At 68.7% G+C, this 24,400-nt stretch carries 27 protein-coding genes; 24 read left to right on the top strand and 3 right to left on the bottom strand.

What is annotated here, in order from left to right; translation table 11 throughout:
* The first annotated feature begins 25 nt into the window (after positions 1-25).
* From ACSQ9A_RS22640 to ACSQ9A_RS22565, 16 genes are all read left to right on the top strand, one after another.
* Positions 26-1,012, top strand: a complete 987-nt coding sequence (locus ACSQ9A_RS22640) for a tripartite tricarboxylate transporter substrate binding protein (RefSeq protein WP_093111962.1) — start codon at positions 26-28, stop codon at positions 1,010-1,012.
* A 5-nt stretch (positions 1,013-1,017) separates the two neighbouring features.
* A complete protein-coding gene (locus ACSQ9A_RS22635) occupies positions 1,018-1,833 on the top strand; it encodes an SDR family oxidoreductase (RefSeq protein ID WP_436305264.1) in 816 nt (271 codons plus the stop codon).
* Positions 1,830-2,264 (top strand): PaaI family thioesterase, encoded by a 435-nt coding sequence (locus ACSQ9A_RS22630; protein WP_436305263.1) that lies wholly within the window; start codon positions 1,830-1,832, stop codon positions 2,262-2,264. Before ACSQ9A_RS22635 ends, ACSQ9A_RS22630 begins: the two co-directional genes overlap by 4 nt.
* 108 nt (positions 2,265-2,372) lie before the next feature.
* A complete protein-coding gene (locus ACSQ9A_RS22625) occupies positions 2,373-3,557 on the top strand; it encodes a lipid-transfer protein (RefSeq protein WP_436306345.1) in 1,185 nt (394 codons plus the stop codon).
* Entirely contained in the window at positions 3,557-4,000 is a 444-nt protein-coding gene (locus ACSQ9A_RS22620) for a MaoC family dehydratase N-terminal domain-containing protein (protein WP_093111954.1), read from the top strand. The genes ACSQ9A_RS22625 and ACSQ9A_RS22620 overlap by 1 nt, the downstream gene beginning before the upstream one ends.
* Positions 4,001-4,153: 153 nt before the next feature.
* On the top strand, positions 4,154-4,582 hold the full coding sequence (locus tag ACSQ9A_RS22615; RefSeq protein WP_436305261.1) for a MaoC family dehydratase: 429 nt from the start codon (positions 4,154-4,156) through the stop codon (positions 4,580-4,582).
* 22 nt (positions 4,583-4,604) lie between these two features.
* Positions 4,605-5,432 (top strand): SDR family NAD(P)-dependent oxidoreductase, encoded by an 828-nt coding sequence (locus ACSQ9A_RS22610; protein WP_436293552.1) that lies wholly within the window; start codon positions 4,605-4,607, stop codon positions 5,430-5,432.
* Positions 5,432-6,586, top strand: coding sequence for an acyl-CoA dehydrogenase family protein (locus ACSQ9A_RS22605; RefSeq protein WP_436306344.1), 1,155 nt, complete (start codon positions 5,432-5,434; stop codon positions 6,584-6,586). The genes ACSQ9A_RS22610 and ACSQ9A_RS22605 overlap by 1 nt, the downstream gene beginning before the upstream one ends.
* On the top strand, positions 6,583-8,256 hold the full coding sequence (locus tag ACSQ9A_RS22600) for a long-chain-fatty-acid--CoA ligase (protein ID WP_436305259.1): 1,674 nt from the start codon (positions 6,583-6,585) through the stop codon (positions 8,254-8,256). The genes ACSQ9A_RS22605 and ACSQ9A_RS22600 overlap by 4 nt, the downstream gene beginning before the upstream one ends.
* A complete protein-coding gene (locus tag ACSQ9A_RS22595; RefSeq protein WP_436305258.1) occupies positions 8,253-9,053 on the top strand; it encodes an enoyl-CoA hydratase/isomerase family protein in 801 nt (266 codons plus the stop codon). Before ACSQ9A_RS22600 ends, ACSQ9A_RS22595 begins: the two co-directional genes overlap by 4 nt.
* Before the next feature lie 14 nt (positions 9,054-9,067).
* Positions 9,068-9,973 carry an SDR family NAD(P)-dependent oxidoreductase gene (locus tag ACSQ9A_RS22590; RefSeq protein ID WP_436306343.1) on the top strand — a complete coding sequence of 302 codons (906 nt, stop codon included), beginning with the start codon at positions 9,068-9,070 and terminating at the stop codon, positions 9,971-9,973.
* Positions 9,974-9,981: 8 nt separating this feature from the next.
* Positions 9,982-10,386 carry a Zn-ribbon domain-containing OB-fold protein gene (locus tag ACSQ9A_RS22585; RefSeq protein WP_436305257.1) on the top strand — a complete coding sequence of 135 codons (405 nt, stop codon included), beginning with the start codon at positions 9,982-9,984 and terminating at the stop codon, positions 10,384-10,386.
* Entirely contained in the window at positions 10,383-11,561 is a 1,179-nt protein-coding gene (locus ACSQ9A_RS22580) for a thiolase (RefSeq protein WP_436305256.1), read from the top strand. The genes ACSQ9A_RS22585 and ACSQ9A_RS22580 overlap by 4 nt, the downstream gene beginning before the upstream one ends.
* Positions 11,562-11,571: 10 nt before the next feature.
* Positions 11,572-12,726, top strand: a complete 1,155-nt coding sequence (locus ACSQ9A_RS22575; RefSeq protein ID WP_436305255.1) for an acyl-CoA dehydrogenase family protein — start codon at positions 11,572-11,574, stop codon at positions 12,724-12,726.
* A gap of 32 nt (positions 12,727-12,758) precedes the next feature.
* Positions 12,759-13,733 (top strand): Bug family tripartite tricarboxylate transporter substrate binding protein, encoded by a 975-nt coding sequence (locus ACSQ9A_RS22570; protein ID WP_436305253.1) that lies wholly within the window; start codon positions 12,759-12,761, stop codon positions 13,731-13,733.
* Positions 13,734-13,898: 165 nt separating this feature from the next.
* A complete protein-coding gene (locus ACSQ9A_RS22565; RefSeq protein WP_436305252.1) occupies positions 13,899-14,654 on the top strand; it encodes an SDR family oxidoreductase in 756 nt (251 codons plus the stop codon).
* A gap of 15 nt (positions 14,655-14,669) precedes the next feature.
* On the opposite strand, the gene ACSQ9A_RS22560 is transcribed toward ACSQ9A_RS22565, so the two are convergent.
* On the bottom strand, positions 14,670-15,086 hold the full coding sequence (locus ACSQ9A_RS22560) for a nuclear transport factor 2 family protein (RefSeq protein ID WP_436305251.1): 417 nt from the start codon (positions 15,084-15,086) through the stop codon (positions 14,670-14,672).
* Between the two features lie 2 nt (positions 15,087-15,088).
* A complete protein-coding gene (locus ACSQ9A_RS22555; RefSeq protein ID WP_436305250.1) occupies positions 15,089-16,699 on the bottom strand; it encodes a bifunctional 3-(3-hydroxy-phenyl)propionate/3-hydroxycinnamic acid hydroxylase in 1,611 nt (536 codons plus the stop codon).
* Between the two features lie 140 nt (positions 16,700-16,839).
* Between ACSQ9A_RS22555 and ACSQ9A_RS22550 the strand changes: the two genes are divergently transcribed.
* The 8 genes from ACSQ9A_RS22550 (at position 16,840) to ACSQ9A_RS22515 (ending at position 23,320) form a co-directional block, all read left to right on the top strand.
* Positions 16,840-17,949 carry an alcohol dehydrogenase catalytic domain-containing protein gene (locus ACSQ9A_RS22550; RefSeq protein WP_436305249.1) on the top strand — a complete coding sequence of 370 codons (1,110 nt, stop codon included), beginning with the start codon at positions 16,840-16,842 and terminating at the stop codon, positions 17,947-17,949.
* Between the two features lie 13 nt (positions 17,950-17,962).
* Positions 17,963-18,505 (top strand): cupin domain-containing protein, encoded by a 543-nt coding sequence (locus ACSQ9A_RS22545; protein ID WP_436305248.1) that lies wholly within the window; start codon positions 17,963-17,965, stop codon positions 18,503-18,505.
* 3 nt (positions 18,506-18,508) lie between these two features.
* On the top strand, positions 18,509-19,222 hold the full coding sequence (locus ACSQ9A_RS22540; protein ID WP_436305247.1) for a GntR family transcriptional regulator: 714 nt from the start codon (positions 18,509-18,511) through the stop codon (positions 19,220-19,222).
* 1 nt (position 19,223) lies between these two features.
* A complete protein-coding gene (locus ACSQ9A_RS22535; protein ID WP_436305246.1) occupies positions 19,224-19,775 on the top strand; it encodes a VOC family protein in 552 nt (183 codons plus the stop codon).
* 49 nt (positions 19,776-19,824) lie between these two features.
* Positions 19,825-20,688 carry a fumarylacetoacetate hydrolase family protein gene (locus tag ACSQ9A_RS22530; RefSeq protein ID WP_436305245.1) on the top strand — a complete coding sequence of 288 codons (864 nt, stop codon included), beginning with the start codon at positions 19,825-19,827 and terminating at the stop codon, positions 20,686-20,688.
* Between the two features lie 68 nt (positions 20,689-20,756).
* Complete coding sequence (locus ACSQ9A_RS22525; protein WP_436305244.1) at positions 20,757-21,725, top strand: tripartite tricarboxylate transporter substrate binding protein; 969 nt, start codon at positions 20,757-20,759, stop codon at positions 21,723-21,725.
* Positions 21,726-21,732: 7 nt separating this feature from the next.
* Positions 21,733-22,311 (top strand): amino acid synthesis family protein, encoded by a 579-nt coding sequence (locus ACSQ9A_RS22520; protein ID WP_436293567.1) that lies wholly within the window; start codon positions 21,733-21,735, stop codon positions 22,309-22,311.
* Positions 22,312-22,324: 13 nt separating this feature from the next.
* On the top strand, positions 22,325-23,320 hold the full coding sequence (locus ACSQ9A_RS22515) for a zinc-dependent alcohol dehydrogenase family protein (RefSeq protein ID WP_436305243.1): 996 nt from the start codon (positions 22,325-22,327) through the stop codon (positions 23,318-23,320).
* A gap of 8 nt (positions 23,321-23,328) precedes the next feature.
* Here ACSQ9A_RS22515 and ACSQ9A_RS22510 read toward each other — a convergent pair whose 3' ends face one another.
* Positions 23,329-24,330, bottom strand: coding sequence for a cysteine synthase A (locus ACSQ9A_RS22510; protein WP_436305242.1), 1,002 nt, complete (start codon positions 24,328-24,330; stop codon positions 23,329-23,331).
* Positions 24,331-24,400: the final 70 nt, after the last annotated feature.

Genomic DNA, 24,400 nt, shown 5'->3' with positions numbered 1-24,400 from the left:
GCCAATCCCACACAAAGGAGACACCATGAACATGCTCACCCGCTCCCTGCACAGGCGCTCGGCCCTCGGCGCCTTGTTCGCGCTCGGCGCCGCAGCCGCGGCCGGTCCCGCGCTCGCCGCCGACCCGTTTCCCGCCAAGCCGATCACGCTGGTGATGCCGTTCCCGCCGGGCGGCTCCTTCGACCCGATCTTCCGTCCGCTGGCCGACGCCGCTTCGCGCGAGCTCGGGCAGCCGATCGTGCTGATGCACCGGCCGGGCGCAGGCGGCATCAACGGCCCGGGCTCGGTGGCGGTGATGAACGAATCCGACGGCTACACGCTGGCCGTGATCCACAACTCCGTGATCCGCGCACCGCTCTTGCACAAGATCAATTGGCATCCGCTGCGCGACTTCACGTACCTCGCCGGCCTGTTCGGCATGGTCACCGGCATCGTCGTCGCCCACGACGCGCCGTGGAAGACGCTGGACGAGCTGCTTGCCGATGCGAAGAAGCGCCCCGGCGCGATCAGCTGGGGCACCGTGGGCGCCACCAGCATCAACCGCATCTACGGCGAGCGGCTCGCGCGCATGAACGGCACCACCTTCAACATGGTTCCCTTCAAGGGCGGCGGCGAAGCCTTCACCGCCGTGGTCGGCCGCCACCTCGACGTCTACGGCGACCCCGGCTTCGGCGCGCAGGTGCAGGGCGGCAAGGTGCGGCTCTTGGCCACCTTCACCGCCGAGCGCCTCCCGCGCTATCCCGGCGTGCCGACGGTGAAGGAGCTCGGCTACGACCTCGTCATCGATTCGCCGGTCGGACTCGCCGCGCCGAAGAACCTGGACCCGAAGATCGCTGCCCGCCTGGCCGCTGCCTTCCGCAAGGCCGCTGCCGATCCGGTCTACCAGAGTCAGCTGGAGCAGTTCGACATGCAGCCGAAATGGATCGATGGCGAGGCCTACGCCGCTTATGCGAAGGCGCAGTTCGAGCGCGATACGAAGATGCTGACCGAGCTCGGCTTCAAGCCGGAATGAACGCCATGGATTTTTCCGCCTTCGACTTCAAGGGCCGCCACGTGTTCGCCGCCGGCGGCTCCAGCGGCATCAACTTCGGCATCGCGCAGGCCTTCGCGCGCGCCGGTGCGCGCATCACGGTGCTCAGCCGCTCGGACTACAAGGTGGCGACGGCCGCGCAGCAGCTCGAAGCCCTCGGCACCGAGGCGCTCGGCATCCCGGCGGACGTGCGCCAGCCCGAGGCGCTGGAACGTGCCTTCGCGCAGGCGGCGGAGCGTTTCGGCCCGATCGACGTGCTGGTCTCGGGCGCCGCGGGCAACTTCCTCGCGAGCGCGCTCGACATGTCGCCCAACGCCTTCAAGACGGTGGTCGACATCGACCTGCTGGGCAGCTTCAATGTCGCCCGGCTGGCGTACGCGCATCTGCGCCAACCCGGCGCCTGCGTGATCCAGATCTCCGCCGGGCAGGCCTTTATTCCCACGCCCTTCCAGGCCCACGTGTGCGCGGCCAAGGCGGGCGTGGACATGCTGACGCAGGTGCTGGCGCTGGAGTGGGGGGCGCAGGGCATCCGCATCAACTCCATCGTGCCCGGACCGATCGCCGACACCGAGGGCCTGAAGCGCCTCGCGCCCACCGACGAGACGATGGTCGCCATGGCGCAGCGCGTGCCGCTCAAGCGCCTGGGCCGCATCGAGGACATCAGCAGCATGGCCATGCTGCTGGCCAGCGACTGGGGCTCGTACATCACGGGCGCGGTCATTCCGGTCGATGGCGGCCTCGCGTTGACCGGCCCGCGCGACTTCACCGCGGCGGCTGCGGCATCGAAGCGGGAGAAGGCATGAGTCTGCACCTGGCAAGCGCGCAGCGTGAGGAGGGCGACAGGCCGCGCAGCGGCCCGCAGCGCTACGTCCCCTTTTCCGAGCATCTGGGCCTGCGGGTCGAACGCGCCGAGGGCGGCGAATCCGTGGTGTCGGTGGAACTGCGCCCCGAGCTGCTGAACAACCACGCGAGCGGCCACGGCGGCGTGCTGATGACCCTGCTCGACAGCGCGATGGCGCATGCCGCGCTCTCGCGCATGGCTTACGCGCGCGAGGTCGTCACCGTCGACATGCACATCGCCTTCATGCGGCCCACCAGCGGGCGGCTGCAGGCAGAGGGGCGCGCCACCGGCGGCGGCCGCTCGGTGTGCTTCTGCGAAGCCACCGTCACCGACGCGAGCGGCGAGGTGGCGGCACGCGCCATGGGCACCTTCCGCTACCGCGACCCTGCTTGAGCGTTTCGGCCAATCGTTTTGGGCCGATCGGCGATTGTTGAATTGCACGCGGCGGCCGAGACTTCTCTCCATCGTCACACATCTCATCCAGGAGTTTTCATGACACGTATGCAGCGCCCCGTCCATGTGGTCGGCGTGGGCATGATCCCCTTCACCAAGCCCGGCGCCAGCGACCCGTACACCGTGATGGGTGCGCGCGCCGCGAAGCTCGCACTCGACGACGCCGGCGTCGACTACCAACTGGTGCAGCAGGCCTACGTGGGCTACGTCTACGGCGACTCCACCGCGGGCCAGGCGGCCCTCTACGGCGTTGGGCTCACCGGCATCCCGGTCTTCAACCTCAACAACAACTGCTCCACCGGTTCGAGCGCGCTGTTCCTCGCGCGCCAGGCGGTCGAAAGCGGCGTGGTCGAATGCGCCATCGCGCTCGGCTTCGAGCAGATGCAGCCCGGCGCGCTCAAGGGCGCCTACGACGACCGGCCCTCGCCGATGGCGCGCTTCGCCGAGGTGATGACGCAGAAGCAGGGTTTCGTCCCCGAAGCGCCGCGCGCCGCGCAGTTCTTCGGCGGCGCCGGCCGCGACTACATGGCGCAGCACGGCATCCGCCGCGACACCTTCGGCCGCATCTCGGTGAAGGCGCGCCAGCACGCGGCCCGCAATCCGCTGGCGGTGTTCCGCCAGACGCTGACGCTGGACGAGGTGATGGCCGCGCCCCTGGTGTTCGATCCGCTCACCCGTTTCCAGTGCTGCCCGCCCACCTGCGGCGCGGCCGCGGCGATCGTCTGCTCGGCCGAGTTCGCGAAGAAGCACGGACTGGACATGCGCGTCGTGATCGCGGCGCAGGCGATGACCACCGACACGCCATCCACCTTCGAGAGCCAGGACATGCGCAAGCTGGTGGGCTACGACATGAGCGCGGCCGCGGCGAAGCAGGTGTACGAAGCCGCCGGCATCGGCCCCGAGGAACTGGACGTGGTGGAACTGCATGACTGCTTCACCGCCAACGAGCTGATCACCTATGAGGCGCTGGGCCTCACGCCCGAGGGCACGGCGGAGCGCTTCATCGTCGAGGGCGAGAACACCTACGGCGGCCGCGTGGTGACCAACCCGTCCGGCGGCCTGCTCTCAAAGGGCCATCCGCTCGGCGCCACCGGCCTCGCGCAATGCGCGGAGCTGGTGTGGCAACTGCGCGGCCGGGCCGAGCAGCGCCAGGTGGAAGGCGCGCGCCTCGCGCTGCAGCACAACCTGGGCCTCGGTGGCGCCTGCGTCGTCACGCTCTATCAGAGACAGTGATGATCGATCGCCGCCACATCGGCCACACGCTGCCACCTTTCAAGGTGGAAGTGGAAGCGGGCCGCTTGCGCTTCTTCGCCAAGGCCACCGGCCAGACCGATCCCGTCTACATCGACGAAGCCGCGGCCCGCGACGCGGGGCATCCGGGCCTGCCGGTGCCGCCCACCTTCCTCTTCTGCCTGGAGATGGAATCGCCCAACCCGGCCGCCATCCGCGAGCTGCTGGGCATGGACTACCGCAGCCTGTTGCACGGAGAGCAAGGCTTCGGCTACCACGCGATGGCTTATGCAGGCGACACGCTGCGCTTCTCGCAGCGCATCGACGACATCTACGACAAGAAGGGCGGCGCGCTGGAGTTCGTGGTGCGCAAGACGCGTGTGAGCAATCAGCGCGACGAACTGGTGGCGGAACTGCGTTGCGTGACGGTGGTGCGCAATGGCTGACCGGGTTCCGGGGCGGGATCACGCCGGCGGGGCGCGCTGCTCCGCTCATGTCCCCCGGCGGCCTGCGGCCGCCTCCTCCTTTACTTCGCTCCGCAGCGCGCCCCACCCGCCGCCCTCGGCCCGCCCCCGCACTCAACCCAAAGGCCTTCAGCAATGACGACCCCAACCCTCCCCGCCTGGGACACCCTGCAACCGGGCGACACGCTCCCCGTGCTGGAGCTGCCACCGATCACCCGCCTCGCGCTGGCGCTGTACTGCGGTGCTTCCGGCGACCACAACCCGATCCACGTGGACACCGACTTCGCTAAGTCCGCCGGCATGCCGGACGTGTTCGCGCACGGCATGCTGTCGGCCGCCTGGCTGGGACGGCTGTTGACGAACTGGGTGCCGCAGTCGGCGATCCGTTCGCTCGATGTGCGCTTCGCCGCCATCACCCATGTGGGCGAGCGCATCCGCTGCACCGGCAGGATCGCCGAGAAGTTCGAACACGAGGGCCGGCGCTGCGTGCGGCTGCACATCGCGACCGCCAACCAGGACGGCATCACGAAATTGAGTGGCGAGGCGCTGGTCGCCTGGCACTGACACAGGAACAAGGAGACAACACATGAACCGCAAACTCGAAGGCAAAGTCGCCATCGTCTCCGGCTCCGGCCGTGGCATCGGACGCGAGATCGCGCTCAAGCTGGCGAGCGAAGGGGCCAGCGTCGTCATCAACGACCTCGACGCCGAACCGGCCGCGCAGACCGTCGCCGACATCGTGGCCGCGGGCGGCAGCGCAATCGCCTGCGCCGGCAGCGTGACGGACAGCGGCTTTGCCGACCGCTTCGTGCGCACCGCCGTCGACAGCTACGGCGGCCTGGACATCATCGTCAACAACGCCGGCTACACCTGGGACAACGTGGTGCAGAAGATGACCGACGAGCAGTGGGAAGCCATGCTCGCCGTGCACCTGACCGCGCCCTTCCGCATCCTGCGCGCGGCCTCCAACTTCATCCGCGATGCCGCCAAGCGCGAGGCCGACGAAGGCCGCGAAGTGTTCCGCAAGGTGGTCAACATTTCCTCCACCTCCGGCGTCTACGGCAACGCTGGACAGGCCAACTACGCGGCCGCCAAGGCCGGCATCAACGGCCTGACCAAGGCCATGGCCAAGGAATGGGGCCGCTACAAGGTCAACGTCAACAGCGTCGCCTTCGGCCTGATCAAGACCCGCCTGACCGAAGCGGATGCCAGCGCCGGCGCCAGCATCGACATCGAGGGCCGGCAGATCAAGGTCGGCGTCAATCCGCAGATCCTGAAGAACGCGGAAGCCATGATCCCGCTGGGCCGCGGCGGCACGCCGCAGGAAGCGGCCGGCGCGGTCTACCTGTTCTGCATCCCGGAGTCCAACTACCTCAGCGGGCAGGTGCTGGTTTGCGGAGGCGGCCGGCCGTGATGAACCCCACCCGGCCGTGGATGACAGAGGAGCTGGAGATGCTGCGCGACAGCGCGCGCCGCTTCTTCGAGCGTGAATGCGTTCCCAACGAAACACGCTGGCGCGCGCAGCACCACGCCGACCGCGACATCTGGACCAAGGCCGGTGCCGCCGGGCTGCTGTGCGCCAGCATCCCGGAGGAATACGGCGGCGGCGGTGGCAGCTTCCTGCACGAGGCGGTGATCTGCGAGGAGCAGATGCGCGCCATGGCGCAGAGCTTCAGCAACAACGTGCACAGCGGCATCGTCGCCCACTACCTGCTGGCCTACGGCACCGAGGAACAGAAGCGCCGCTGGCTGCCGCGCATGGCCAGCGGCGAACTGGTGGCCGCCATCGCGATGACCGAGCCCGGCGCGGGCACCGACCTGCAGCGCATCAAGACGCAGGCGCGGCGCGATGGCGACCATTGGCGCATCAGCGGCAGCAAGACCTTCATCACCAACGGCATGCATGCCGGCCTCGTCTGCGTCGCAGCGAAGACGGATGCCGCGGGTGGCGCCAAGGGCATCTCGCTGCTGATGGTGGAGACCGAAGGCACGGCGGGCTTTCGCCGCGGGCCGCTCTTGGACAAGATGGGCCAGAAGACGCTGGACACCACCGAGCTCTTCTTCGACGACGTGCGCGTGCCCGCCGAGAATCTGCTCGGCGCCGAGGAGGGCCGCGGCTTCCCGCAGCTGATGGCGCAGCTGCCGCGCGAGCGCATGCTGATCGCCGTCGGTGCGGTGGCGAGCATGCAGCGCGCGATCGGCGAGACGCTGGAATACGTGCGCGACCGCCAGGTGTTCGGCGAACCACTGCTGAAGATGCAGAACACCCGCTTCACGCTGGCCGAGTGCGAGACGCAGGCGCAGGTGGCGCGCGCCTTCGTCGACGACTGCATCGCCCGCTTGATGCGCAACGACTTGGACGTGCCGACCGCAGCGATGGCCAAGTGGTGGACCACCGACGCCTGCTGCCGCATCGTCGACGAATGCCTGCAGCTGCACGGCGGCTACGGCTTCATGAACGAATACGCTATCGCGCGGCTCTATGCCGACGTGCGCGTCGGCCGCATCTATGGCGGCGCCAACGAGGTGATGAAGGAGATCATCGCCCGGGCCATGGAGAAGCAATGATGGCCCAGGGCGAAGGTCCGCACTTCCGCTTCTGGCCGAAGGGCGTCGCGCGCGAGCTGGTCGTGCCGCAGGCGACGCTGCCGGAGTACCTCGAGGTCGCGGCGCGGCGGTATCCGGAGAAGGCCGCGATCGTCTACTGCGGCAGCGTCATCCGCTATGCCGAGCTCCAGCAGCGCGTGGCTGCGATGGCAGCGTGGCTGCGCGACACGCTCAAGCTGCAGCGCGGCGACCGCGTGCTGGTGGCCAGCCAGAACTGCCCGCAGTTCGTGGTCGCCTGCTACGCAATCCTGCGCGCGGGCGGCGTCGTGGTGCCCGTGAATCCCATGAGCAAGGCCCGGGAGGTCCGCTACTACGCCGAGAACAGCGGCGCGCGCATCGCGTTCGTGGCGCAGGAGCTGCTGGAGCACTTCGAGCCGGGCTTGTTCGACCGGATTGTCGTGCACGCGTACGCCGAGGCCGTGGGGGACACCCCCGACGAGATCCCGGACTGGGTGCTTGCTCCGCTGCGTCCGATCTCGCGCCCGGATTGCGAAGGCTGGGCTTGCGTGCCCGCCGCCGGCGATGGCGCCGACCCGGGTGTGCGCCCCGCGGACCTCGCCATCCTTCCCTACACCTCGGGCACCACCGGCCATCCCAAGGGCTGCATGCACACCCACCGAACGGTGATCGCCTCGCTGGCCGCCTCGCACGTCTGGAAGGGCCTGCATTGCGAGACGGTGGTGCTCGCGGTCGCACCGCTGTTCCACATGCTCGGCCTGCAGAACGGCATGAACATGCCGATCTTCCTGGGCGGCACCTCGGTGATGCTCCCACGCTGGAATCCGGCCCTGGCCGCCCGGCTGATCGAGCGCCACCGCGTCAGCGCGTGGACGGCCCCGCCGGCGATGATCCTGGACTTCTTCTCGAATCCCGAGGTGGCGCAGCGCGACATCTCCAGCCTGACCCTGCTCTCCGGCGGCGCTGCGGCGATGCCGGAAGCGGTGGCGACGATGATGCAGCAGCGCCACGGCATCACCTACAACGAGGGCTACGGCCTGACCGAGACGGCCTCCTTCCTGCAGGCCAACCCGCTCGCGCGCGGCAAGCGCCAGTGCCTGGGCATCCCGGCGCAGGGGGTGGACACCCGCATCGTGGACCCGGAGACGCTGAAGGAACTTCCGCAGGGCGAGCTGGGCGAGCTGGTCACCCACGCGCCGCAGAACACCGTCGGCTACTGGCGCAACCCGCAGGCCGACCGCGAAGCCTTCTTCGAGCTGGAGGGCAAGCGCTTCTTCCGTACCGGCGACCTGGCCTACATGGACGAGGAAGGCTACTTCTTCATGCGCGACCGCCTCAAACGGATGATCAACACCTCGGGCTACAAGGTCTGGCCGGCCGAGGTGGAGAACATGATGTACGAGCACCCGGCGATCCACGAGGCCTGCATCATCGGCGTGCCCGACGCCAGGCAGGGCGAGGCAGTGAAGGCGATCGTCTCGCTCAAGCCCGCCTTCCGCGGCGAGGTGACCGAGCAGGACATCGTCGATTGGGCACGCGGCCGCATGGCGGTCTACAAGGCGCCCCGTCTCGTGGAATTCGTGGACGCCTTGCCCAAGTCGGGCACCGGCAAGATCCTCTGGCGCGAGCTGCAGCAGCAGCATCGCGCCGCGGCAAGGAAGGAATCCGAATGAGCGACAACCCCGTTCGCTACGAACGCCGCGGCACCACGGCCGTGGTGACCCTCGACGACGCCGCCACCCGCAACTCGCTCACCCCCGACCTGAAGGAGGGCCTGGCGGCCGCCATCGCGCGGGTCAAGGCGGACAGCGGCATCCGCGCCGTGGTGATCACCGGCGCCAACGGCGCCTTCTGCGCGGGCGGCGACCTGCGCGGCATCGCCGCCGCCGGCGCGCTCGAAAGCGACGGCTTGCGAGCCCGCATGCACGGCGCGCACGCGATCTTCCGCGAGCTGCTGTCCCTGGACCGCCCCGTCATCGCCGCGGTGGACGGTGCGGCCTACGGTGCCGGCTTCAGCCTGGCGCTGGCGGCGGACTTCGTGCTGGTGACGCCGCGTGCCCGCTTCTGCATGGTCTTCATGCGGGTCGGGGTCATCCCGGACTGCGGCGCCACCTACACGCTGCCGCGCATCGTCGGCGCGCAGCGCGCCCGCGAGCTGTTCCTCTCGGCCAGGGAGGTGGACGCGCGGGAGGCGCTGGCGCTCGGCATCGCCATGGAGCAGCACGAGCAGGCCGCGCTGCTGCCGCGGGCGCTGGCCCTGGCGGACAGCTTTGCCGGCGCCTCGCCGCTGGCCGTGGGCCTGGTCAAGCGCATCGCGCTCGACGCGGGCGCCATGGAAGCCGCCTTCGAGGCCGAGGCCGACGGCCAGGCGCTGTGCTTCCAGACCACGCTGCATCGTAAGGCCCTGCAGCGGTTTTTCGACAAGGAGCCGCCGGCCTTCCAGTGGCCGGCGCGCACGGACAAGGAGTGAAACGCATGAACAGGATGGTGGAGAACAAGGTCGTCGTGGTCACCGGTGCCGGCGGCGGCATCGGCCGCGACATCGCGCTGGCCATGGCACGCGAAGGCGCCCGGGTGGTGGTCAACGACATCGGCGCCTCGGTGGGCGGCGAGGGCCAGGACGCGGGCCCGGCGCAAGCCGTGGTCAACGAGATCAGGGCCTTCGGCGGCCAGGCGGTGGCCAACACCGACAGCGTGTCGGAGCCGGCCGCCGCGGCACGCATCGTCGGCACGGCGGTGGAGGCCTTCGGCCGCATCGATGTCGTCGTCAACAACGCCGGCATCCTGCGCGACCGCTTCTTCCACAAGATGAGCGCGGAAGAGTGGGATGCGGTCATCAAGGTGCACCTGTACGGCAGCTTCTATGTGAGCCGGGCTGCGGCCACGCACTTCAAGGAGCAGGAGAGCGGCTGCTACGTGCACATGACCTCCACCTCCGGGTTGGTCGGCAACTTCGGCCAGGCCAACTACAGCGCGGCGAAGCTCGGCATTGCCGCGCTGTCGAAGTCCATCGCGCTCGACATGCAGAAGTTCCATGTGCGCTCCAACTGCATCTCGCCCTTTGCCTGGAGCCGGATGATCGGCTCCATCCCGACCGAGACGCCCGAGGAGCAGGCGCGCGTCGATCGCCTGAAGCAGATGACGCCCGCCAAGATCGCGCCGCTGGCCGTCTGCCTGGCCAGCGACGCCGCCAAGGATGTCAACGGCCAGATCTTCGCCGTTCGCAACAACGAGATCTTCCTCATGAGCCAGCCGCGGCCGGTGCGCTCGGTGCACCGCAGCGAGGGCTGGACCCCGCAGACGGTGGCCAGCCAGGCGTTGCCGGCGCTGAAGGCGAGCTTCTACGAGCTGGAGCGTTCGGCCGACGTGTTCAGCTGGGACCCGATCTGAGGACGCGCATGACGACACCGACCATCGAAGAAGGCGCCGGCAGCGTGCAGGCCTTCCACCAGGGCGAACTGGACGCCGGCCGCTTCCTCGTGCAGCGCTGCAGCGAGTGCAGCCGCCATGTGTACTACCCGCGCGCGAGCTGCCCGCACTGCGGCAGCGCGGCGCTGGAATGGAAGATGCCCAGCGGCCTCGGCACCGTGCATGCCGTCACCACCGTGCGGCGCAAACCCGCGGATGGAGGCGACCTCAACGTCAGCCTGATCGATCTCGACGAAGGCGTGCGGCTCATGAGCCGCGTGGACAACCTTGCGCCCGAAGCGGTGCGCATCGGCCAGCGCGTCAGGGCGCGGGTGCAGGTGAAGGACGGCCGCGGGCTGGTGCTGTTCGACGTCGTCGAAGGAGCCGCTGCATGAGCGTCGGACTCAAAGCCCTGCGCGGCAGCGCCGCGATCGCCGGCGTCGCCACCTTCGGCTGCGGCGAGACGCCCGGCTTCACCGACATGGAACTGCTGGCGCGCTCGGCACGCGCGGCCGTGGCGGATGCGGGTCTCGCAATGAGCGATATCGACGGCCTGTGCACCGCGAGCGCGTCGGCCGCGATGTGGGCCCTGCCGGTGGTCGAATACCTCGGCCTCAACCCGCGCTACATCGACGGCACCATGCTGGGCGGCAGCAGCTTCATCGCGCACCTGCTGCCTGCGATGCAGGCGATCCGCTCCGGCCAGTGCAGCGCAGTGCTCATCTGCTATGGCAGCGCCCAGCGCAGCGCCGCCTTCGGCCGGCGCGAGATCGTGGCGGCACGCCGCTTCCTCGACCCGCAGCCCTACGAGCATCCCTACGAGCCGATGCTGCCGGTGTCGGCCTATGCGCTGGCCGCCTCGCGCCACATGCACGAGTTCGGCACCACGCGCGAGCAGCTCGCCGACGTGGCCGTGGCGGCGCGTGCGTGGGCCCGGCTCAACCCCGAGGCCTTCATGCGCGAGCCGCTCACGCGCGAGGAGGTGCTGGGCGCCCGCATGGTGTCGGATCCGCTGACCGTGCGCGACTGCTGCCTGGTCACCGACGGCGGCGGCGCCTGCGTGCTGGTGAGCGCCGAGCGCGCGCGCGACCTGTCGAAGAAGCCGGTCTACGTGCTGGGCAATGCGACCGCGGTGTGGAACCGGCAGATCTCCTCGATGGCGGATCTCACCGTCACCGCGGCCAGCCAGTCGGGCCGCGAGGCCTTCGCGATGGCGGGGCTCGCGCCCAAGAACATCGACGTCGTGCAGCTCTACGACGCCTTCACCATCAACACGCTGCTGTTCCTGGAAGACCTGGGCTTCTGTCCCAAGGGCGAGGGCGGCCGCTTCGTTGCCGGCGGCGCCATCGCGCCGGGCGGCCGCCTGCCGGTCAACACCAACGGCGGCGGCCTGTCCTGCGTGCACCCCGGCATGTACGGCATCTTCGCGCTGATCGAAGCCGTGCGGCAGCTGCGCGGCGAATGCGGCGAGCGCCAGGTGAAGAACGCGCACACCGCCATCGCCCATGGCAACGGCGGCATGTTGTCCAGCCAGGCCACCGCCGTTCTCGGCACGGCCGAAGCGCTCTGAGGAACCGACCATGATTCGCGACCCGCAAACCCTGCAAGCCCTGCTCGACGCCGTCGAGCGCTTCGTGCGCGAACGGCTGGTGCCGGCCGAAGCGCAGGTGGCCGAGACCGACGAGATCCCCGACGACATCGTGCGCGAGATGAAGGCGCTCGGCCTGTTCGGCCTGACCGTGCCCGAGGAGTTCGGCGGCCTCGGCGTGACGATGGAAGAGGAGGTGATGGTGATGCTGGCCATGGGCCAGACCTCGCCCTGCTTCCGTTCGCTCTTCGGCACCACGGTGGGCATCGGCTCGCAGGGCATTCTGTTGGACGGCACCGAGGCGCAGAAGAAGAAGTACCTGCCGCTGCTCGCGACCGGCGAGCTGATCGCCTCCTTCGCGCTGACCGAGCCCGATGCCGGCTCCGACGCGGCCTCGCTGCGCACCACGGCCATCCGCGAGGGCGACCACTACATCGTCAACGGCACCAAGCGCTTCATCACCAACGCGCCGCATGCCGGCATCTTCACGCTGATGGCGCGCACCGATCCGCAAGACAAGGGCGCGGGCGGCGTCTCGGCCTTCATCGTGGAGGCGAACACACCGGGCATCAGCATCGGCCGCAAGGACCGCAAGATGGGCCAGCGCGGCGCCCACACGGCCGACGTCATCTTCGAGAACTGCAAGGTGCCTGCCGGGCAGCTGATCGGCGGCCGCGAAGGCCAGGGCTTCAAGACCGCGATGAAGGTGCTGGAGAAGGGCCGCATCCACATCGCCGCCATCTGCGTCGGCGTGGCCGAGCGCATGCTGCGCGACGCGCTGAACTACGCCATCGAGCGCAAGCAGTTCGGCCAGCCCATTGCCGAGTTCCAGTTGGTGCAGGCGATGCTGGCCGACAGCCAGGCCGAGATTTACGCCGCGCGCTGCATGGTGATCGATGCGGCGCGCCGGCGCGACGAGGGCCGCAACGTCTCGACCGAGGCCTCCTGCTGCAAGCTGTTCGCCTCCGAGATGTGCGGCCGCGTCGCGGACCGCGCGGTGCAGATCTTCGGCGGCGCCGGCTACATCGCCGACTACGGCATCGAGCGCTTCTACCGCGATGTGCGCCTGTTCCGCCTGTACGAAGGCACGACGCAGATCCAGCAGATCGTCATCGCCCGCAACCTGGTGCGCGAAGCGATGCGTTGAGTTTTTCCCCACCCACCCGAGGAGACAAGACCATGAAGACATCGAAGATGCGAAGACTCTGCATTGCCGCCGGCCTGGCCGCGCTGCTGGCCGCGCCGGCCGTGGCGCAAACGGCCTATCCGAGCCAGCCGCTGAAGCTGATCGTGCCGTACCCCGCCGGCGGCGCCACCGACACGCTGGCGCGCACCATCGGGCAGAAGCTGCAGGAAGCATGGGGACAGCCCACGCTGGTGGAGAACCGGCCCGGCGCCGGCGGCACCATCGGCAACGCTTTTGTCGCCAAGGCGCCGGCCGACGGCCACACCCTGCTCATCGCCATCACCGCGCTGATCCAGCAGCCGATGCTGATGGAGAAGCTCCCCTACGATCCGCTGAAGGACCTGGCGCCCGTCACCATGATCGCGCGCAGCCCGAGCATGCTGGCCGTGCCGCTGGACTCGCCCGCCAAGAACCTGAAGGACTTCATCGCGATGGTGAAGGCCAGCCCCGGCAAGTACAACTTCGGCAGCTACGGCGCCGGCACCTCCTCGCATATCCAGGGTGCGCTCCTGAACATGCAGGCCGGCATCGACCTGGTGCACGTGCCCTTCCAGGGCGCCGCACCGCTGGCGACCAACCTGGTCGGCGGCCAGCTGGCCTCGGCCTTCATCGACAGCGCCAGCGCCCGGCCGCACCTCAAATCCATGCGCCCGCTGGCAGTGACCGGCACGCAGCGCATGCCCGGGCTGCCGGAGGTGCCCACCTTCGCCGAGCTGGGCTACCACTCCTTCGATCCCTACGGCTGGTTCGGCGTGTTCCTGCCGGCCGCGACGCCGGCGCCGGTGGTGCACAAGCTCTCGGACGAGATCGACCGCATCCTGCGCCTGCCGGAGGTCACGGCCAAGATCGAGGCGCTGGGCCTGCAGGTGGGCGGTGGCAAGCCGGAAGAGTTCCAGAAGCTCGTGCGCACGGATGCCGCCATCTACGCCAAGATCATCAAGGACGCCAATATCCGGCTCGCGCCCTAAGCCTGCGCGCGCGGCGCCGAGGCGCCTACGATCTGCCCGCATGAAGAACGCATACGACTGCGAGTGTCACAAACCCGCGCTGCGAGACGTCTTATAAACATGGACGGCCGCATGGGGCGACCGTCCAGTGGGTTGACAGACAAGATGAACGGAAAGGACTTCATCATGAAAATCGCAGTCATCGGCGGCAGCGGGCTCATCGGAACAAAGCTGGTGAAAAAGCTGCGCGAGCGAGGCCACGAGGCAGTCGCCGCCTCGCCCTCGGAAGGCGTCAATACCCTGACCGGAGAGGGCTTGGCCCAGGCCCTGGCAGGCGCGCAAGTTGTCGTGGATGTGGCGAACTCGCCCTCGTTCGAGGACGCCGCGGTCCTGAACTTCTTCGAGACCTCGGGCCGCAACCTCCTTGCTGCGGAAGAGGCGGCCGGCGTCGGCCACCACGTTGCGCTGTCGGTCGTGGGCACCGAACGGCTGCTTGAAAGCGGCTACTTCCGCGCCAAGATGGCGCAAGAGAACCTGATCAAGGCGTCGCCTGTCCCCTACACCATCGTGCGTGCGACGCAGTTCTTCGAGTTCGCCGGAAGCATCGCCCACACGAGCGCCGAAGGAGAGACGGTCCGGCTCTCGCCGGCGCTCGTGCAGCCCATGGCGGCGGAGGACGTTGCAGAGGCGCTGTCGGAGGTTGCGCTCGAAGCGCCGATCAACGGCATGCTCGAGATCGCCGGGCCTGCGCCGTTGGGCCTGGACAAATTCGTCGGCCAGTTCCTGAGCGCCACCGGAGACGCTCGCAAGGTGGTCACCGATCCCGCCGCGCTCTACTTCGGCACGGCGCTGGACGATCGATCGCTCACCCCGGGCAAGAGCCCGCGCCTCGGCAAGACCACCTTCGCGGACTGGCTCAGCCGGCCCAAGGAAGCGCGATAGGGCGGCCGACGGCGATCACGTTTCTTGTGTGATGCTCATCTCGAGCGGCGTGGTCTGGAATGCCAGCTGCCGCCACTGGCCGTCCTCCTGGACCCAGACCTGCATCACGCGCGAGTCGATGCGCACGGTACCGCTGCCATCCTTGCGCACAGCGACCAGCAGTTGGCGGCCCGTCATCAGGGCGGTGCTGCCCAGCACCTGGACCTTGAGCTCCGACCGGTCGATCTGCCGGTAGTCGACGTGCGTGCCGCCGGCGCGGAAATAGCTTTCGTAGCTGTCGGTCTGGCCCTTGGCGTGGACGTGCGTGAGTCCAGGATGAAGGATCTCGCGCAGCCGTGCGAAGTCGGCTCGCTTCATCGCCTCGCAGCGCTGGGTTTCGAGATCCAGCAGCAGCGACGCGGTATCGGAGGGCGTGAGTGGGTTCTGGGTCATGGTCAATCCAGCATCAAGGCGTGGGTGGCGGTCGAAGCGATTGCTAGCGCGATGCGGGCGCGTTCGAGCAGCGCCTGCGCGCCGTCGAGATCGGCGGCGACGCCGTAGACGATGTGGTCCGGGCGCACGAGCGCCGCGCCGCAGTCCTGCGTTTCGAACCAACGCGCGATGACGCCATCGGCCTCTGCGAGGCCAACCAGGCCCTCGACATCGTCGGCATCGCACAGGCAGACCGCTTTCGCATGCAGGGCCCGGAGACCGGCGGCCAGGCGGTCGAACTGTTCGTGGGAAGGCGCATCGCGCAGGAACAGCAGGAAGCCGCGGGGCAGCAGGTCGTCCATCATCTGCGCGGCGCCCTGCGGGCCGAGCCGTCCCACCGCCTGAGGGAAAGGCGTGCCTGCGGCGCCGTGTTCGCCGTCGATCAGGCCGTGGCGCACGCCGGGCAGAAGGCTCTGGCGCAACTGCATCCTGACCTGGCCGCCTTGCTGCTCGCGCAGGCCGCGATCGCGCTGGGCGGCGCGTTCGGCGTCGCGCTCGCAGATGATCTGGCCCAGGCGCTTGACCGTCCGGGTGGTTTCCTCGACCTGCGGGCCGCGCTCCGTGCCGTAGCTGTCCAGCAGCGTGTCAGGCGCATCGCCCTGCAGCACCCAGTCGAGCTTCCACGCCAGGTTGACGGCGTCGCGCAGGCCTTGGCACATGCCCTGCGCCAGGAAGGGCGGCATCTGGTGCGCCGCGTCGCCGGCCAGCAGCACGCGTCCCTGCCGCCACTGCTCGAGGACGACCGCGTGGAAGCGGTAGGTCGCGGCCCGCCAGATGCGCGCCTCGTGCGGCGCGAGCCAGGGCGAGAGCAGGGTCCAGATCGCGTCGTGCGGCATCTCGCGCTGCCCCGCCTCGTGCGGCAGCAGCAGGAATTCCCAGCGCCGGTGCGTGCCCGGCCCCACCACGTAGGTGCAGGGGCGAGCCGGGTCGCAGTACTGGATGTTGGTGGCCGGCAGGCGATCGAGCGTGTCCTCGTTGACGTGCATGTCGACCACGATCCAGGGCTCGTCGAACTCCAGGCTCTTCAGGCCGAGGCCGAGCTGCTTGCGCATGGGGCTGGTGCCGCCGTCGCAGGCGACCACGTAGCGCGCCCGCAGCTGTGCCGGCGTGCCGTCCGGCGCCCGCGCGGACAGCATCGCGTACCCGCCTTCTTCCTGCACCGACGTGACTTCATGGCCCAGGTGGACCGACACCGACGGCATCTCGCCCACGGCGCGGCGCAAGGAGGCTTCGAGCGCCGGCTGGTTGAAGGTGTACGAAGGCGCCCAGGCCAAGGGGTAGGGCGAGGGGCCCATGTCGAAATGCTGGATCGGCTTGCCATCCGCGCCCTGATAAATCGTGGGGCGATAGGGCGTCATGTGGGGCGCCAGCGCGCCCGCGATGCCGATCTCCTGGAAGGTGCGCAGCGCCTCGTGGTCCAGCGCGAAGGCGCGCGGCAGCGGATAGATCTGATCGGACTTGTCGAAGACGGCCACGCGCCGGCCACGCCGGCCGAGCAGCGCGGCCAGCGATGCGCCGACCGGGCCGAAGCCGATGACGGCGACATCGACGGGCTCGCCGAAGGATTGATTCACTCGTTGTCTCCAAATGCAGGAAGACAAAATTGTGCATAAAAATAGATATTATGCACCGAGGGTTCTCCCGGATGGCATTCGTCATCGCGACGCAGAAAAATGCACAAAACCAGATTTGTGCATTCAACAAGGAGACGCCAATGTCGATGATGAAAGCCGCCCGACTTCACAAGGTCGGCGCACCGATGGAGATCGAGCAACTGCCCATTCCACAGCCCGCCGCCAACGACGTGCAGGTGAGGGTGCATGCCTGCGGCATCGTGCCGAACTTGGGCAACATCCTGGCGAACTGGACCACCTGGTTCCCCGAGCTGCCGCTGCCGCCGCTGCCCGCCGTGTTCGGGCTGGATCCTGCCGGCGAGGTGACGGCCGTCGGCTCCCACGTCCATACCTGGAAGCCGGGCGACCGCGTGTACGTGAACCCGAGCCTGTACTGCGGCGGCTGCCGCGCCTGCCGCAACGGCGACCTGATCAACTGCACGCACTACGCCTTCAGCGGCTACTTCGGCTTTTCGCAGAACTCGCTCAAGCTCTACAAGAACTATCCCTATGGCGGCCTGTGCGAGTACATGATCGCGCCCCAGTACGCGCTGGTGAAGCTGCCCGACAACGTGAGCTTCAACCAGGCCGCGCGCTTCGGCTACCTGGGCACCATGTACTCGGCGATGCGCAAGGCGAAGGTGGGGCCCGGCCGCAGCGTGCTGATCAACGGCATCAGCGGCACGCTGGGCATCGGCGGCGCGCTGTTCGGCCTGGCGATGGGCGCCACGCGCATCCTCGGCACCGGCCGCAACAAGGAACTGCTCGAGCGCGTGAAGGCGCTGGCGCCGGACCGCATCGAGGTCTTCTCGAACGCCGACGGCGAGGCCATCGACACGTGGGCCAAGGCGCGCACCGACGGCCTGGGCGTGGACACCTTCATCGACGCGCTGGGCCCGGGCGCGCCACACGAGACCCTGCAGCAGGGCATTCGCGCGCTCAAGCGGGGCGGTCGCGCCTTCAACATCGGTGCCATCGCGGGCATGGTGGGCATGGACCTGCACACCATGATGGACGAGCAGCAGAGCATCGAGGGTTCGGCCTGGTTCACGGCCGGCGAAGGCCAGGACATGGCCGACATGGCCGAAGCCGGAACGCTCGACCTCTCGGTGTTCGAGCATGTCTGCTATCCGCTGGACCGCATCAACGAGGCGATCTCGGGCATCGCGACGCGCAACGGCGGCTTCAGCAACTTCGTCATCAACCCCTGAACGGCGGCGCACCATGAAGATCAGACGCGTAGTGGCCGGCACCGGCGCCGGCGGCAAGTCCCAGCTGTTCTCGGACGCGGCGGCGCCGCGCAGCTTCGAGTTCGATTCGGTTCCAGGCTTTGCGGCGGCACTGCTGTGGTCCACCGAGGCGGGCGACACGGTGGGCCTGGGCGTTGCCGCCGATCGCAGTCCGCAGGTCGGCTTCGTTCCTGCGGAGGGCGGGACGCGGCTGATGTTCGTCACCTTTCCGCCCGACGCGGTCATGATGCGCGCGGACTTCGATGCGGCGGCCTTCGGCGCCGAGTTCGCGGCGCGCGTGCCGGGCCTGGCCGAAACCTTCGAGCCCGAGCATCCCGGCATGCACACCACCGACAGCATCGACTACGACGTGGTGCTGGAAGGCGAGATCACGCTGGAACTCGACGACGGCGTGCAGGTGCCGCTGCGCCGGCACGACGTGGTCGTGCAGCACGGCAACCGGCATGCGTGGCGCAATCCCGGCGACCGGCCGGCGACGATGCTCTTCGTGCTGATCGGCACGCGGCGCAAGGAGTGATCTATGCATAACATCGCCGCCATGCACAAAAACGAATCCATGGACTACACCCCCACCCTCGTCGAACAGGCCTTCGGGCGCTTGCGCCAGGACGTGCTTACGGGAACCTTCGCCGCGGGCGCCAAGCTCAAGCTCGACGAGCTGCAGACCGTCTACGGCTTCTCGAGCAGCCCCTTGCGCGAAGCGCTCAGCCGCCTCGCGCAGGAGGGCCTGGTGCGCGCCGACGAGCGCCGGGGCTTCCGCGTCGCGGCGATATCCGCCGAGGACCTGGCCGACATCACCCGCATGCGCGTGATGCTGGACGTGCCGGCGCTGCGCGAAGCGATCGCGCACGGCGACGATGCGTGGGAAGCCAGCATCCTGGCCGCCTTCCACCGCCTGGAGAAGGTGGAGTCGCGCCTCGGCGATGGCCCGGTGGTGCTCGACGACGCATGGAGCGAGCTGCACCGCGCCTTCCATCTCGCGCTGGTCGCCGCCTGCCCCTCGGAGCGCCAGCTCAGCTGGAGCGCCAGCCTGTTCGACCAGGCCGAGCGCTACAGGCGCTTCTCCGCGCGCTTTCGCAAGACGGCGCGCCGCAAGTCGAACGAGCACCGCAAGATCATGGACGCGACCCTGCGGCGCGACGCCGACACCGCCTGCGCGATGCTGGAGGAACACATCCTCAGCACGCAACGCAACGTGCAGGCCGCCCTGAAGGCGGCGGAAGCCGAGGCCTAGGATGCTCAAGGTCAGCCGGCCCACGCCCTCGCATTTCGGCATCTTCGTTACCGACCTGGAACGGATGGTGGCCTTCTATACCGAGACCTTCGAGCTCACGATCACGGATCGCGGCGTAGGCAGGACGTTCAAGAACGAGCTGGTCTTCACCAGTGCCAGCCCCGACCAGCACCACCAGCTGGTGCTCGCCTCCGGCCGCCCCGCGGAAGCGACCTTCAGCACCGTGATGCAGATCTCCTTCGTGGTGCCGAGCATCCAGCATCTGCGCGACATCTCTGCGCGTGCCGAAGCGCGGGGCGCGACCCAGATCCGCGGCCTCAACCACGGCAATGCGCTGTCGGTGTACATGCTCGATCCCGAAGGCAACACGGTCGAGATCTACATCGACACGCCGTTCTACGTCTCGCAGCCGCATGGCGATCCGCTGGACCTGTCCAAGGACGACGAGACGCTGATGAGCGAGACCGAAGCGATCTGCCGCCGCGACCCCAGCTTCATGCCGCTGGCGCAATGGCAGGCGCAGTTCCAGGCGAAGGCGCCGGCCGCGGCCTGAGCGCGCCGTTCCACCTCTCTTTTTTTCCTCTCTTCTTCTTGGAGTTCCTATGAAGCTTTTGTCCTTTGTTCTGCAAGGCCGCGAAACCTGGGGCGCCGTCGTCGGCGACAGCGTCGTCGACCTGGGCCGGGCGATGCCGCAGCATGCGAGCCTCGCCGACTACATCGCCTCGGGCGAATACACGCAGGCCTCGCAGCATGTCGAGGGCCTGGCCCCGGCCGCGAAGCTGGCCGACATCCGCTTCCTGCCGGTGATCCCGCGCTCCGAGAAGATCATCTGCGCCGTGCGCAACTACATGGACCATCACCAAGAGGTGCTGGCCGCGGGCATGCAGCGCGAACTCTCCGAGCAGCCGCCCATCTTCCTGCGCGTGTGGCGATCGCAGTGCGCGCACAACGAGCCCATCGTGCGGCCGCGGGTGTCGGAGTCGCTCGATTGGGAAGGCGAGCTCGCGGTCATCATCGGCAAGGGTGGGCGCGACATCGCCGAAGCGGACGCCTTCGACCATGTGGCCGGCTATGCCTGCTACAACGACGGCAGCGTTCGCGAATGGCAGTTCCACGCCAAGCAGATCGCCTCGGGCAAGAACTTCGAATCCACCGGCGGCTTCGGCCCCTGGATGGTGACCGCGGACGAGATCGAGCCCGGCCGCCAGCTCAAGCTCGAGACGCGGCTCAACGGCGAGGTGGTGCAGTCCAGCCACACGGGGCACATGATCTTCAGCATCCCGAGGCTGATCAACTACGCCTCGACGATCTTCACCCTCACGCCCGGCGACGTGATCGCGACCGGCACGCCGGCCGGCGTCGGCTGGAGCAAGAAGCCGCCGCGCTTCATGAAGGCCGGCGACGTCTGCGAGGTCGAGATCGAGGGCATCGGCGTGCTGCGCAACCCGATCGTCGACCAAGACTGACGCGCGGCGTCCGACCACTGCTACCGCCAAGCACGGCAGCGACCCCACAACAAGACGGAGACACACCCATGCGGCGCAGACAGCTGGTCGGCGCGGGCCTTGCCTTGGCCTGCGCGGCACCTTTCACGGTTCACTCGCAGGACTTCCCGGATCGGCCGATCAAGATCGTCCAGGGCTTCGCAGCCGGCGGCAATGCCGACACCATCGCCCGCGTGGTCAGCACGGAGATGAGCAAGGGCCTGGGCCAGCCCTTCGTCGTGGACGCGCAGACAGGGGCCGGCGGCACCATCGCGGCGGCCACCGTCGCGCGCGCCAAGCCCGATGGCTACACGCTGCTGCTGGCCACCGGCGGACATGCGGTGGCGGGGGCACTCTACGGCAAGCTGGGCTACCAGACCGTGTCCGATTTCCAGATGATCTCCACCATCACCTACTTTCCCTTCCTGCTGGTGGTGCGCGCCGATTCGCCGTATCGCAGCCTCACGGAGCTGCTCGCCGCCGCGCGTGCCGACGCGCGCAGCCTGTCGTACGGCTCTGCCGGCATCGGCTCGACGCACCACCTGGCGGGGGAGCTGCTGGTCAAGAGCGCGAAGGTCGAGCTGCTGCACGTGCCCTACCGCGGCGACGCCGCCTCGGTGACCGCGCTGCTCGGCGGTGAAGTGCCGCTCATCGTCGCGCCGCCGACGGCCGTGATGGCCAATATCAAAGCCGGCAAGCTGAGGGCGCTGGCGACCACCGGTGCGCAGCGCTGGGCCGCGATGCCGGAGCTGCCCACGGCGGCGGAGCAGGGCGTCGCCGGCTACGACGTGCGCTCGTGGGCCGGCTTCATGGCGCCCGCCGGCACGCCGCGCCCGGTGGTCGAGCGCCTGCGCGCCGAGACCCTCAAGGCGCTGCAGGTCCCGGGCGTTCGCGCGCGCCTGGAAGACATGGGCGGCGAGGCGCGCGCAAGCACGCCGGAAGAAATGACGGCGATGGTGAGTTCCGAACTCAAGAAATGGACCGCCGTCGTCAACGAAGCACAGATTCCCAAGCAGTGAGGTTCGTATGTCCCTGATCGAAATCCGCAAGCGCAGTCTCACCATCGAGACCATCCATCACGAGGGCGGCCCGCCGGTCGACGAGCCGCTGAAACTGGCCGCGGCCTGCGCGGTGATCCGCAACCCCTACGCCGGGCGCTATGAGCCCGACCTGATGCCCTTCATGGCCGAGCTCCGCACGCTGGGGACTTCGCTGGCGACGGAGCTGGTCGAGGTGCTGGGCCGCGACAAGGTGGAGGTCTACAGCAAGGCCGCCATCGTGGGTGTCAACGGCGAGCTGGAGCATGGCGCCGTGTGGCATGAGGCGGGTGGCTGGGCCATGCGCTCGGTGCTGGGCGAGCCGAAGGCGATCGTGCCCTCGGCCAAGGCGGTGGCCGCCACCGGCTACCGGCTGATGGTGCCGCTGCACTACATCCACGCGGCCTATGTGCGCAGCCACTACAACAGCATGGAAGTCGGCATCCAGGATGCGCCGCGGCCCAACGAGATCCTGTTCGCGCTGGTGATGGGCACGGGTGGCCGGGTGCATGCCCGGCTGGGCGGCCTGAGCAAGGAAACCGTGACCGTGCACGACGGCCAACGCTGAGATGCAAAGCCTCATGCGCGCCGTGCAAGTCAGAAACCCCGGCGGTCCGGAGGCGCTGGAACTGGTCGAGCTGCCGATGCCGGTGTGCAAGCCCGGCGAGGTGAGAGTCCGCGCCGAGGCGATCGGCGCCGGCGGACCCGACGTGCTGATCCGCAACGGCACCTACAAGTGGATGCCGCCGCTGCCGGCCATTCCCGGCAACGAGATGGCCGGTACCGTCGAGGCGCTGGGCCCCGGCGTGACGACGCTGCAGGTCGGCCAGCGCGTGCTGGTCAGTTCGCGCGAGCTGCCGCAGCGCGGCGGCTGCTATGCGGAGTTCATCTGCGTGCCCGAGGAAGCGCCTTTCGTCCTGCCGGACAGCATCGCGTTCCAGGACGCGGTCAGCCTCGGCAATGTGCAACTGGCGCAGGCGATGCTATTGGCCTGCAACGGCGGCCTGCCGGTGCGCTCGATCCTCGTGCCGGGCGCGGCCGGCGGCGTGGCCACCGCGCTCGTTCAACTCGCGGCGCACCACGGCATGACCGTGATCGGCACCGCCTCCACGCCCGAGAAGCGGGCGCATGCGCTGGCGCACGGCGCCAGCGCCATCGTCGACGGCGATCCGGCAGGGCTGCCCGATCGCGTCTTCGAGCGGACCGAGGGGCGTGGCGTGGACTTGGCTTTCGACCACGTGGGCGGCGAGCTGCTGATCGCCTGCATCCGCTCGCTGGCGCCGCTGGGCACCGCGATCTCCTACAACATCGCGGGCGGGCCGCCGGCGCGCGATGTGTTCATGGAACTGCGCTCGCTGTTGAGCAAGAGCCTGGCGGTCAGGACCTTCTCCATCCACACCTTCGACGCCGACCGGCAGCAGCGGCGCGCGCTGATGGACAAGGCCATCGGGCTCATGAGCCAGGGGGCGGTGCGGGCTCCGCCGACTCGCGTGTTCCCGATGGGCGAGGTTCAAAAAGTGCATCGCATGCTCGATGCCGGCGAGTCGCTGGGCAAGCTGGTGCTCGCGCCGCGATAGGCCCCGGCTCACGCAAGCCAGGCCGGAACCGGAAGATTCTTCTCGCGCAGGAAGGCCGGGTTGTACAGCTTCGACTGGTAGCGCGAACCGGAGTCGGCCAGGATCGTCACGATCGTGTGCCCCGGCCCGAGCTCGCGTGCCAGGCGGATCGCGCCGGCCACGTTGATGCCGCTGGAACCGCCCAGGCACAGGCCTTCCTCGCGCAGCAGGTCGAACAGCACGGGCAGCGCCTCCTGGTCCTCGATCTGGTAGGCGTCGTCGAACGAGGTGCCTTCCAGGTTGCCCGTGATGCGGTTCTGGCCGATGCCTTCGGTGATCGAGCTGCCGGTGCTGCGCAATTCGCCGTGCTTGATGTAGTGGTACATCGCCGCGCCCATCGGATCGGCGGCGGCGATCACCACACCCGGCTTGCGTTCCTTCAGGTACTGGCCGACGCCGGCCAGCGTGCCGCCGGTGCCGATGGAGCAGATGAAGCCGTCGATACGGCCGTCCGTCTGCTGCCAGATCTCGGGGCCGGTCGAGCGGAAGTGGCCGTCGCGGTTGGACAGGTTGTCCCACTGGTTCGCATAGAGCACGCCACGGGGCTCGCTGCGCGCGAGCTCGGCGGCGAGGCGTTCGGCCACGTGCACGTAGTTGTTCGGATCGCTGTAGGGCACCGCGGGCACCTCGCGCAGCTCGGCGCCGTACAGGCGAAGCGCATCCTTCTTTTCCTGGCTCTGTGTCTGCGGGATCACGATCACCGTGCGGTAGCCGCGCGCGTTGCCCACCAGCGCGAGGCCGATGCCGGTGTTGCCGGCCGTGCCCTCGACGATCACGCCGCCCGGCTGCAGGTCGCCGCGCGCCTCGGCATCGAGCACGATATAGAGCGCCGCGCGATCCTTCACCGATCCGCCGGGATTCATGAACTCGGCCTTGCCGAGGATCTCGCAGCCGGTCAGCTCGGAGGCCTTGCGCAACCTGATGAGCGGTGTATGGCCCACCGCGTGGGTGAAGCTTTCACGCACGTCCATGATGAACGAGGATATTCCGCGCTTCCGGCCTTTCCGGTTCGCGCGGCCTGCATCGGACTACGTGCAGAAA

Source organism: Variovorax sp. LjRoot290 (genome assembly GCF_964253985.1).
In the GTDB taxonomy this organism is placed as follows: Bacteria; Pseudomonadota; Gammaproteobacteria; order Burkholderiales; family Burkholderiaceae_C; genus Variovorax.
The sequence above is the reverse complement of the archived record's forward strand: the minus strand, read 5'-3'. Positions and strand labels throughout refer to the sequence as shown.

Bases quoted from the DNA above. Each gene is read 5' to 3' on its own strand.
- ACSQ9A_RS22515 (WP_436305243.1), top strand. From the start codon at position 22,325: ATGCGCGCCGTGCAAGTCAGAAACCCCGGCGGTCCGGAGGCGCTGGAA.
- ACSQ9A_RS22510 (WP_436305242.1), bottom strand. From the start codon at position 24,330: ATGGACGTGCGTGAAAGCTTCACCCACGCGGTGGGCCATACACCGCTC.
- ACSQ9A_RS22540 (WP_436305247.1), top strand. From the start codon at position 18,509: ATGCATAACATCGCCGCCATGCACAAAAACGAATCCATGGACTACACC.
- ACSQ9A_RS22635 (WP_436305264.1), top strand. From the start codon at position 1,018: ATGGATTTTTCCGCCTTCGACTTCAAGGGCCGCCACGTGTTCGCCGCC.
- ACSQ9A_RS22590 (WP_436306343.1), top strand. From the start codon at position 9,068: ATGGTGGAGAACAAGGTCGTCGTGGTCACCGGTGCCGGCGGCGGCATC.
- ACSQ9A_RS22615 (WP_436305261.1), top strand. From the start codon at position 4,154: ATGACGACCCCAACCCTCCCCGCCTGGGACACCCTGCAACCGGGCGAC.
- ACSQ9A_RS22610 (WP_436293552.1), top strand. From the start codon at position 4,605: ATGAACCGCAAACTCGAAGGCAAAGTCGCCATCGTCTCCGGCTCCGGC.
- ACSQ9A_RS22600 (WP_436305259.1), top strand. From the start codon at position 6,583: ATGATGGCCCAGGGCGAAGGTCCGCACTTCCGCTTCTGGCCGAAGGGC.
- ACSQ9A_RS22525 (WP_436305244.1), top strand. From the start codon at position 20,757: ATGCGGCGCAGACAGCTGGTCGGCGCGGGCCTTGCCTTGGCCTGCGCG.
- ACSQ9A_RS22640 (WP_093111962.1), top strand. From the start codon at position 26: ATGAACATGCTCACCCGCTCCCTGCACAGGCGCTCGGCCCTCGGCGCC.
- ACSQ9A_RS22560 (WP_436305251.1), bottom strand. From the start codon at position 15,086: ATGACCCAGAACCCACTCACGCCCTCCGATACCGCGTCGCTGCTGCTG.
- ACSQ9A_RS22595 (WP_436305258.1), top strand. From the start codon at position 8,253: ATGAGCGACAACCCCGTTCGCTACGAACGCCGCGGCACCACGGCCGTG.
- ACSQ9A_RS22535 (WP_436305246.1), top strand. From the start codon at position 19,224: ATGCTCAAGGTCAGCCGGCCCACGCCCTCGCATTTCGGCATCTTCGTT.
- ACSQ9A_RS22550 (WP_436305249.1), top strand. From the start codon at position 16,840: ATGTCGATGATGAAAGCCGCCCGACTTCACAAGGTCGGCGCACCGATG.
- ACSQ9A_RS22520 (WP_436293567.1), top strand. From the start codon at position 21,733: ATGTCCCTGATCGAAATCCGCAAGCGCAGTCTCACCATCGAGACCATC.
- ACSQ9A_RS22620 (WP_093111954.1), top strand. From the start codon at position 3,557: ATGATCGATCGCCGCCACATCGGCCACACGCTGCCACCTTTCAAGGTG.
- ACSQ9A_RS22530 (WP_436305245.1), top strand. From the start codon at position 19,825: ATGAAGCTTTTGTCCTTTGTTCTGCAAGGCCGCGAAACCTGGGGCGCC.
- ACSQ9A_RS22545 (WP_436305248.1), top strand. From the start codon at position 17,963: ATGAAGATCAGACGCGTAGTGGCCGGCACCGGCGCCGGCGGCAAGTCC.
- ACSQ9A_RS22565 (WP_436305252.1), top strand. From the start codon at position 13,899: ATGAAAATCGCAGTCATCGGCGGCAGCGGGCTCATCGGAACAAAGCTG.
- ACSQ9A_RS22630 (WP_436305263.1), top strand. From the start codon at position 1,830: ATGAGTCTGCACCTGGCAAGCGCGCAGCGTGAGGAGGGCGACAGGCCG.
- ACSQ9A_RS22570 (WP_436305253.1), top strand. From the start codon at position 12,759: ATGAAGACATCGAAGATGCGAAGACTCTGCATTGCCGCCGGCCTGGCC.
- ACSQ9A_RS22580 (WP_436305256.1), top strand. From the start codon at position 10,383: ATGAGCGTCGGACTCAAAGCCCTGCGCGGCAGCGCCGCGATCGCCGGC.
- ACSQ9A_RS22605 (WP_436306344.1), top strand. From the start codon at position 5,432: ATGAACCCCACCCGGCCGTGGATGACAGAGGAGCTGGAGATGCTGCGC.
- ACSQ9A_RS22625 (WP_436306345.1), top strand. From the start codon at position 2,373: ATGCAGCGCCCCGTCCATGTGGTCGGCGTGGGCATGATCCCCTTCACC.
- ACSQ9A_RS22585 (WP_436305257.1), top strand. From the start codon at position 9,982: ATGACGACACCGACCATCGAAGAAGGCGCCGGCAGCGTGCAGGCCTTC.
- ACSQ9A_RS22575 (WP_436305255.1), top strand. From the start codon at position 11,572: ATGATTCGCGACCCGCAAACCCTGCAAGCCCTGCTCGACGCCGTCGAG.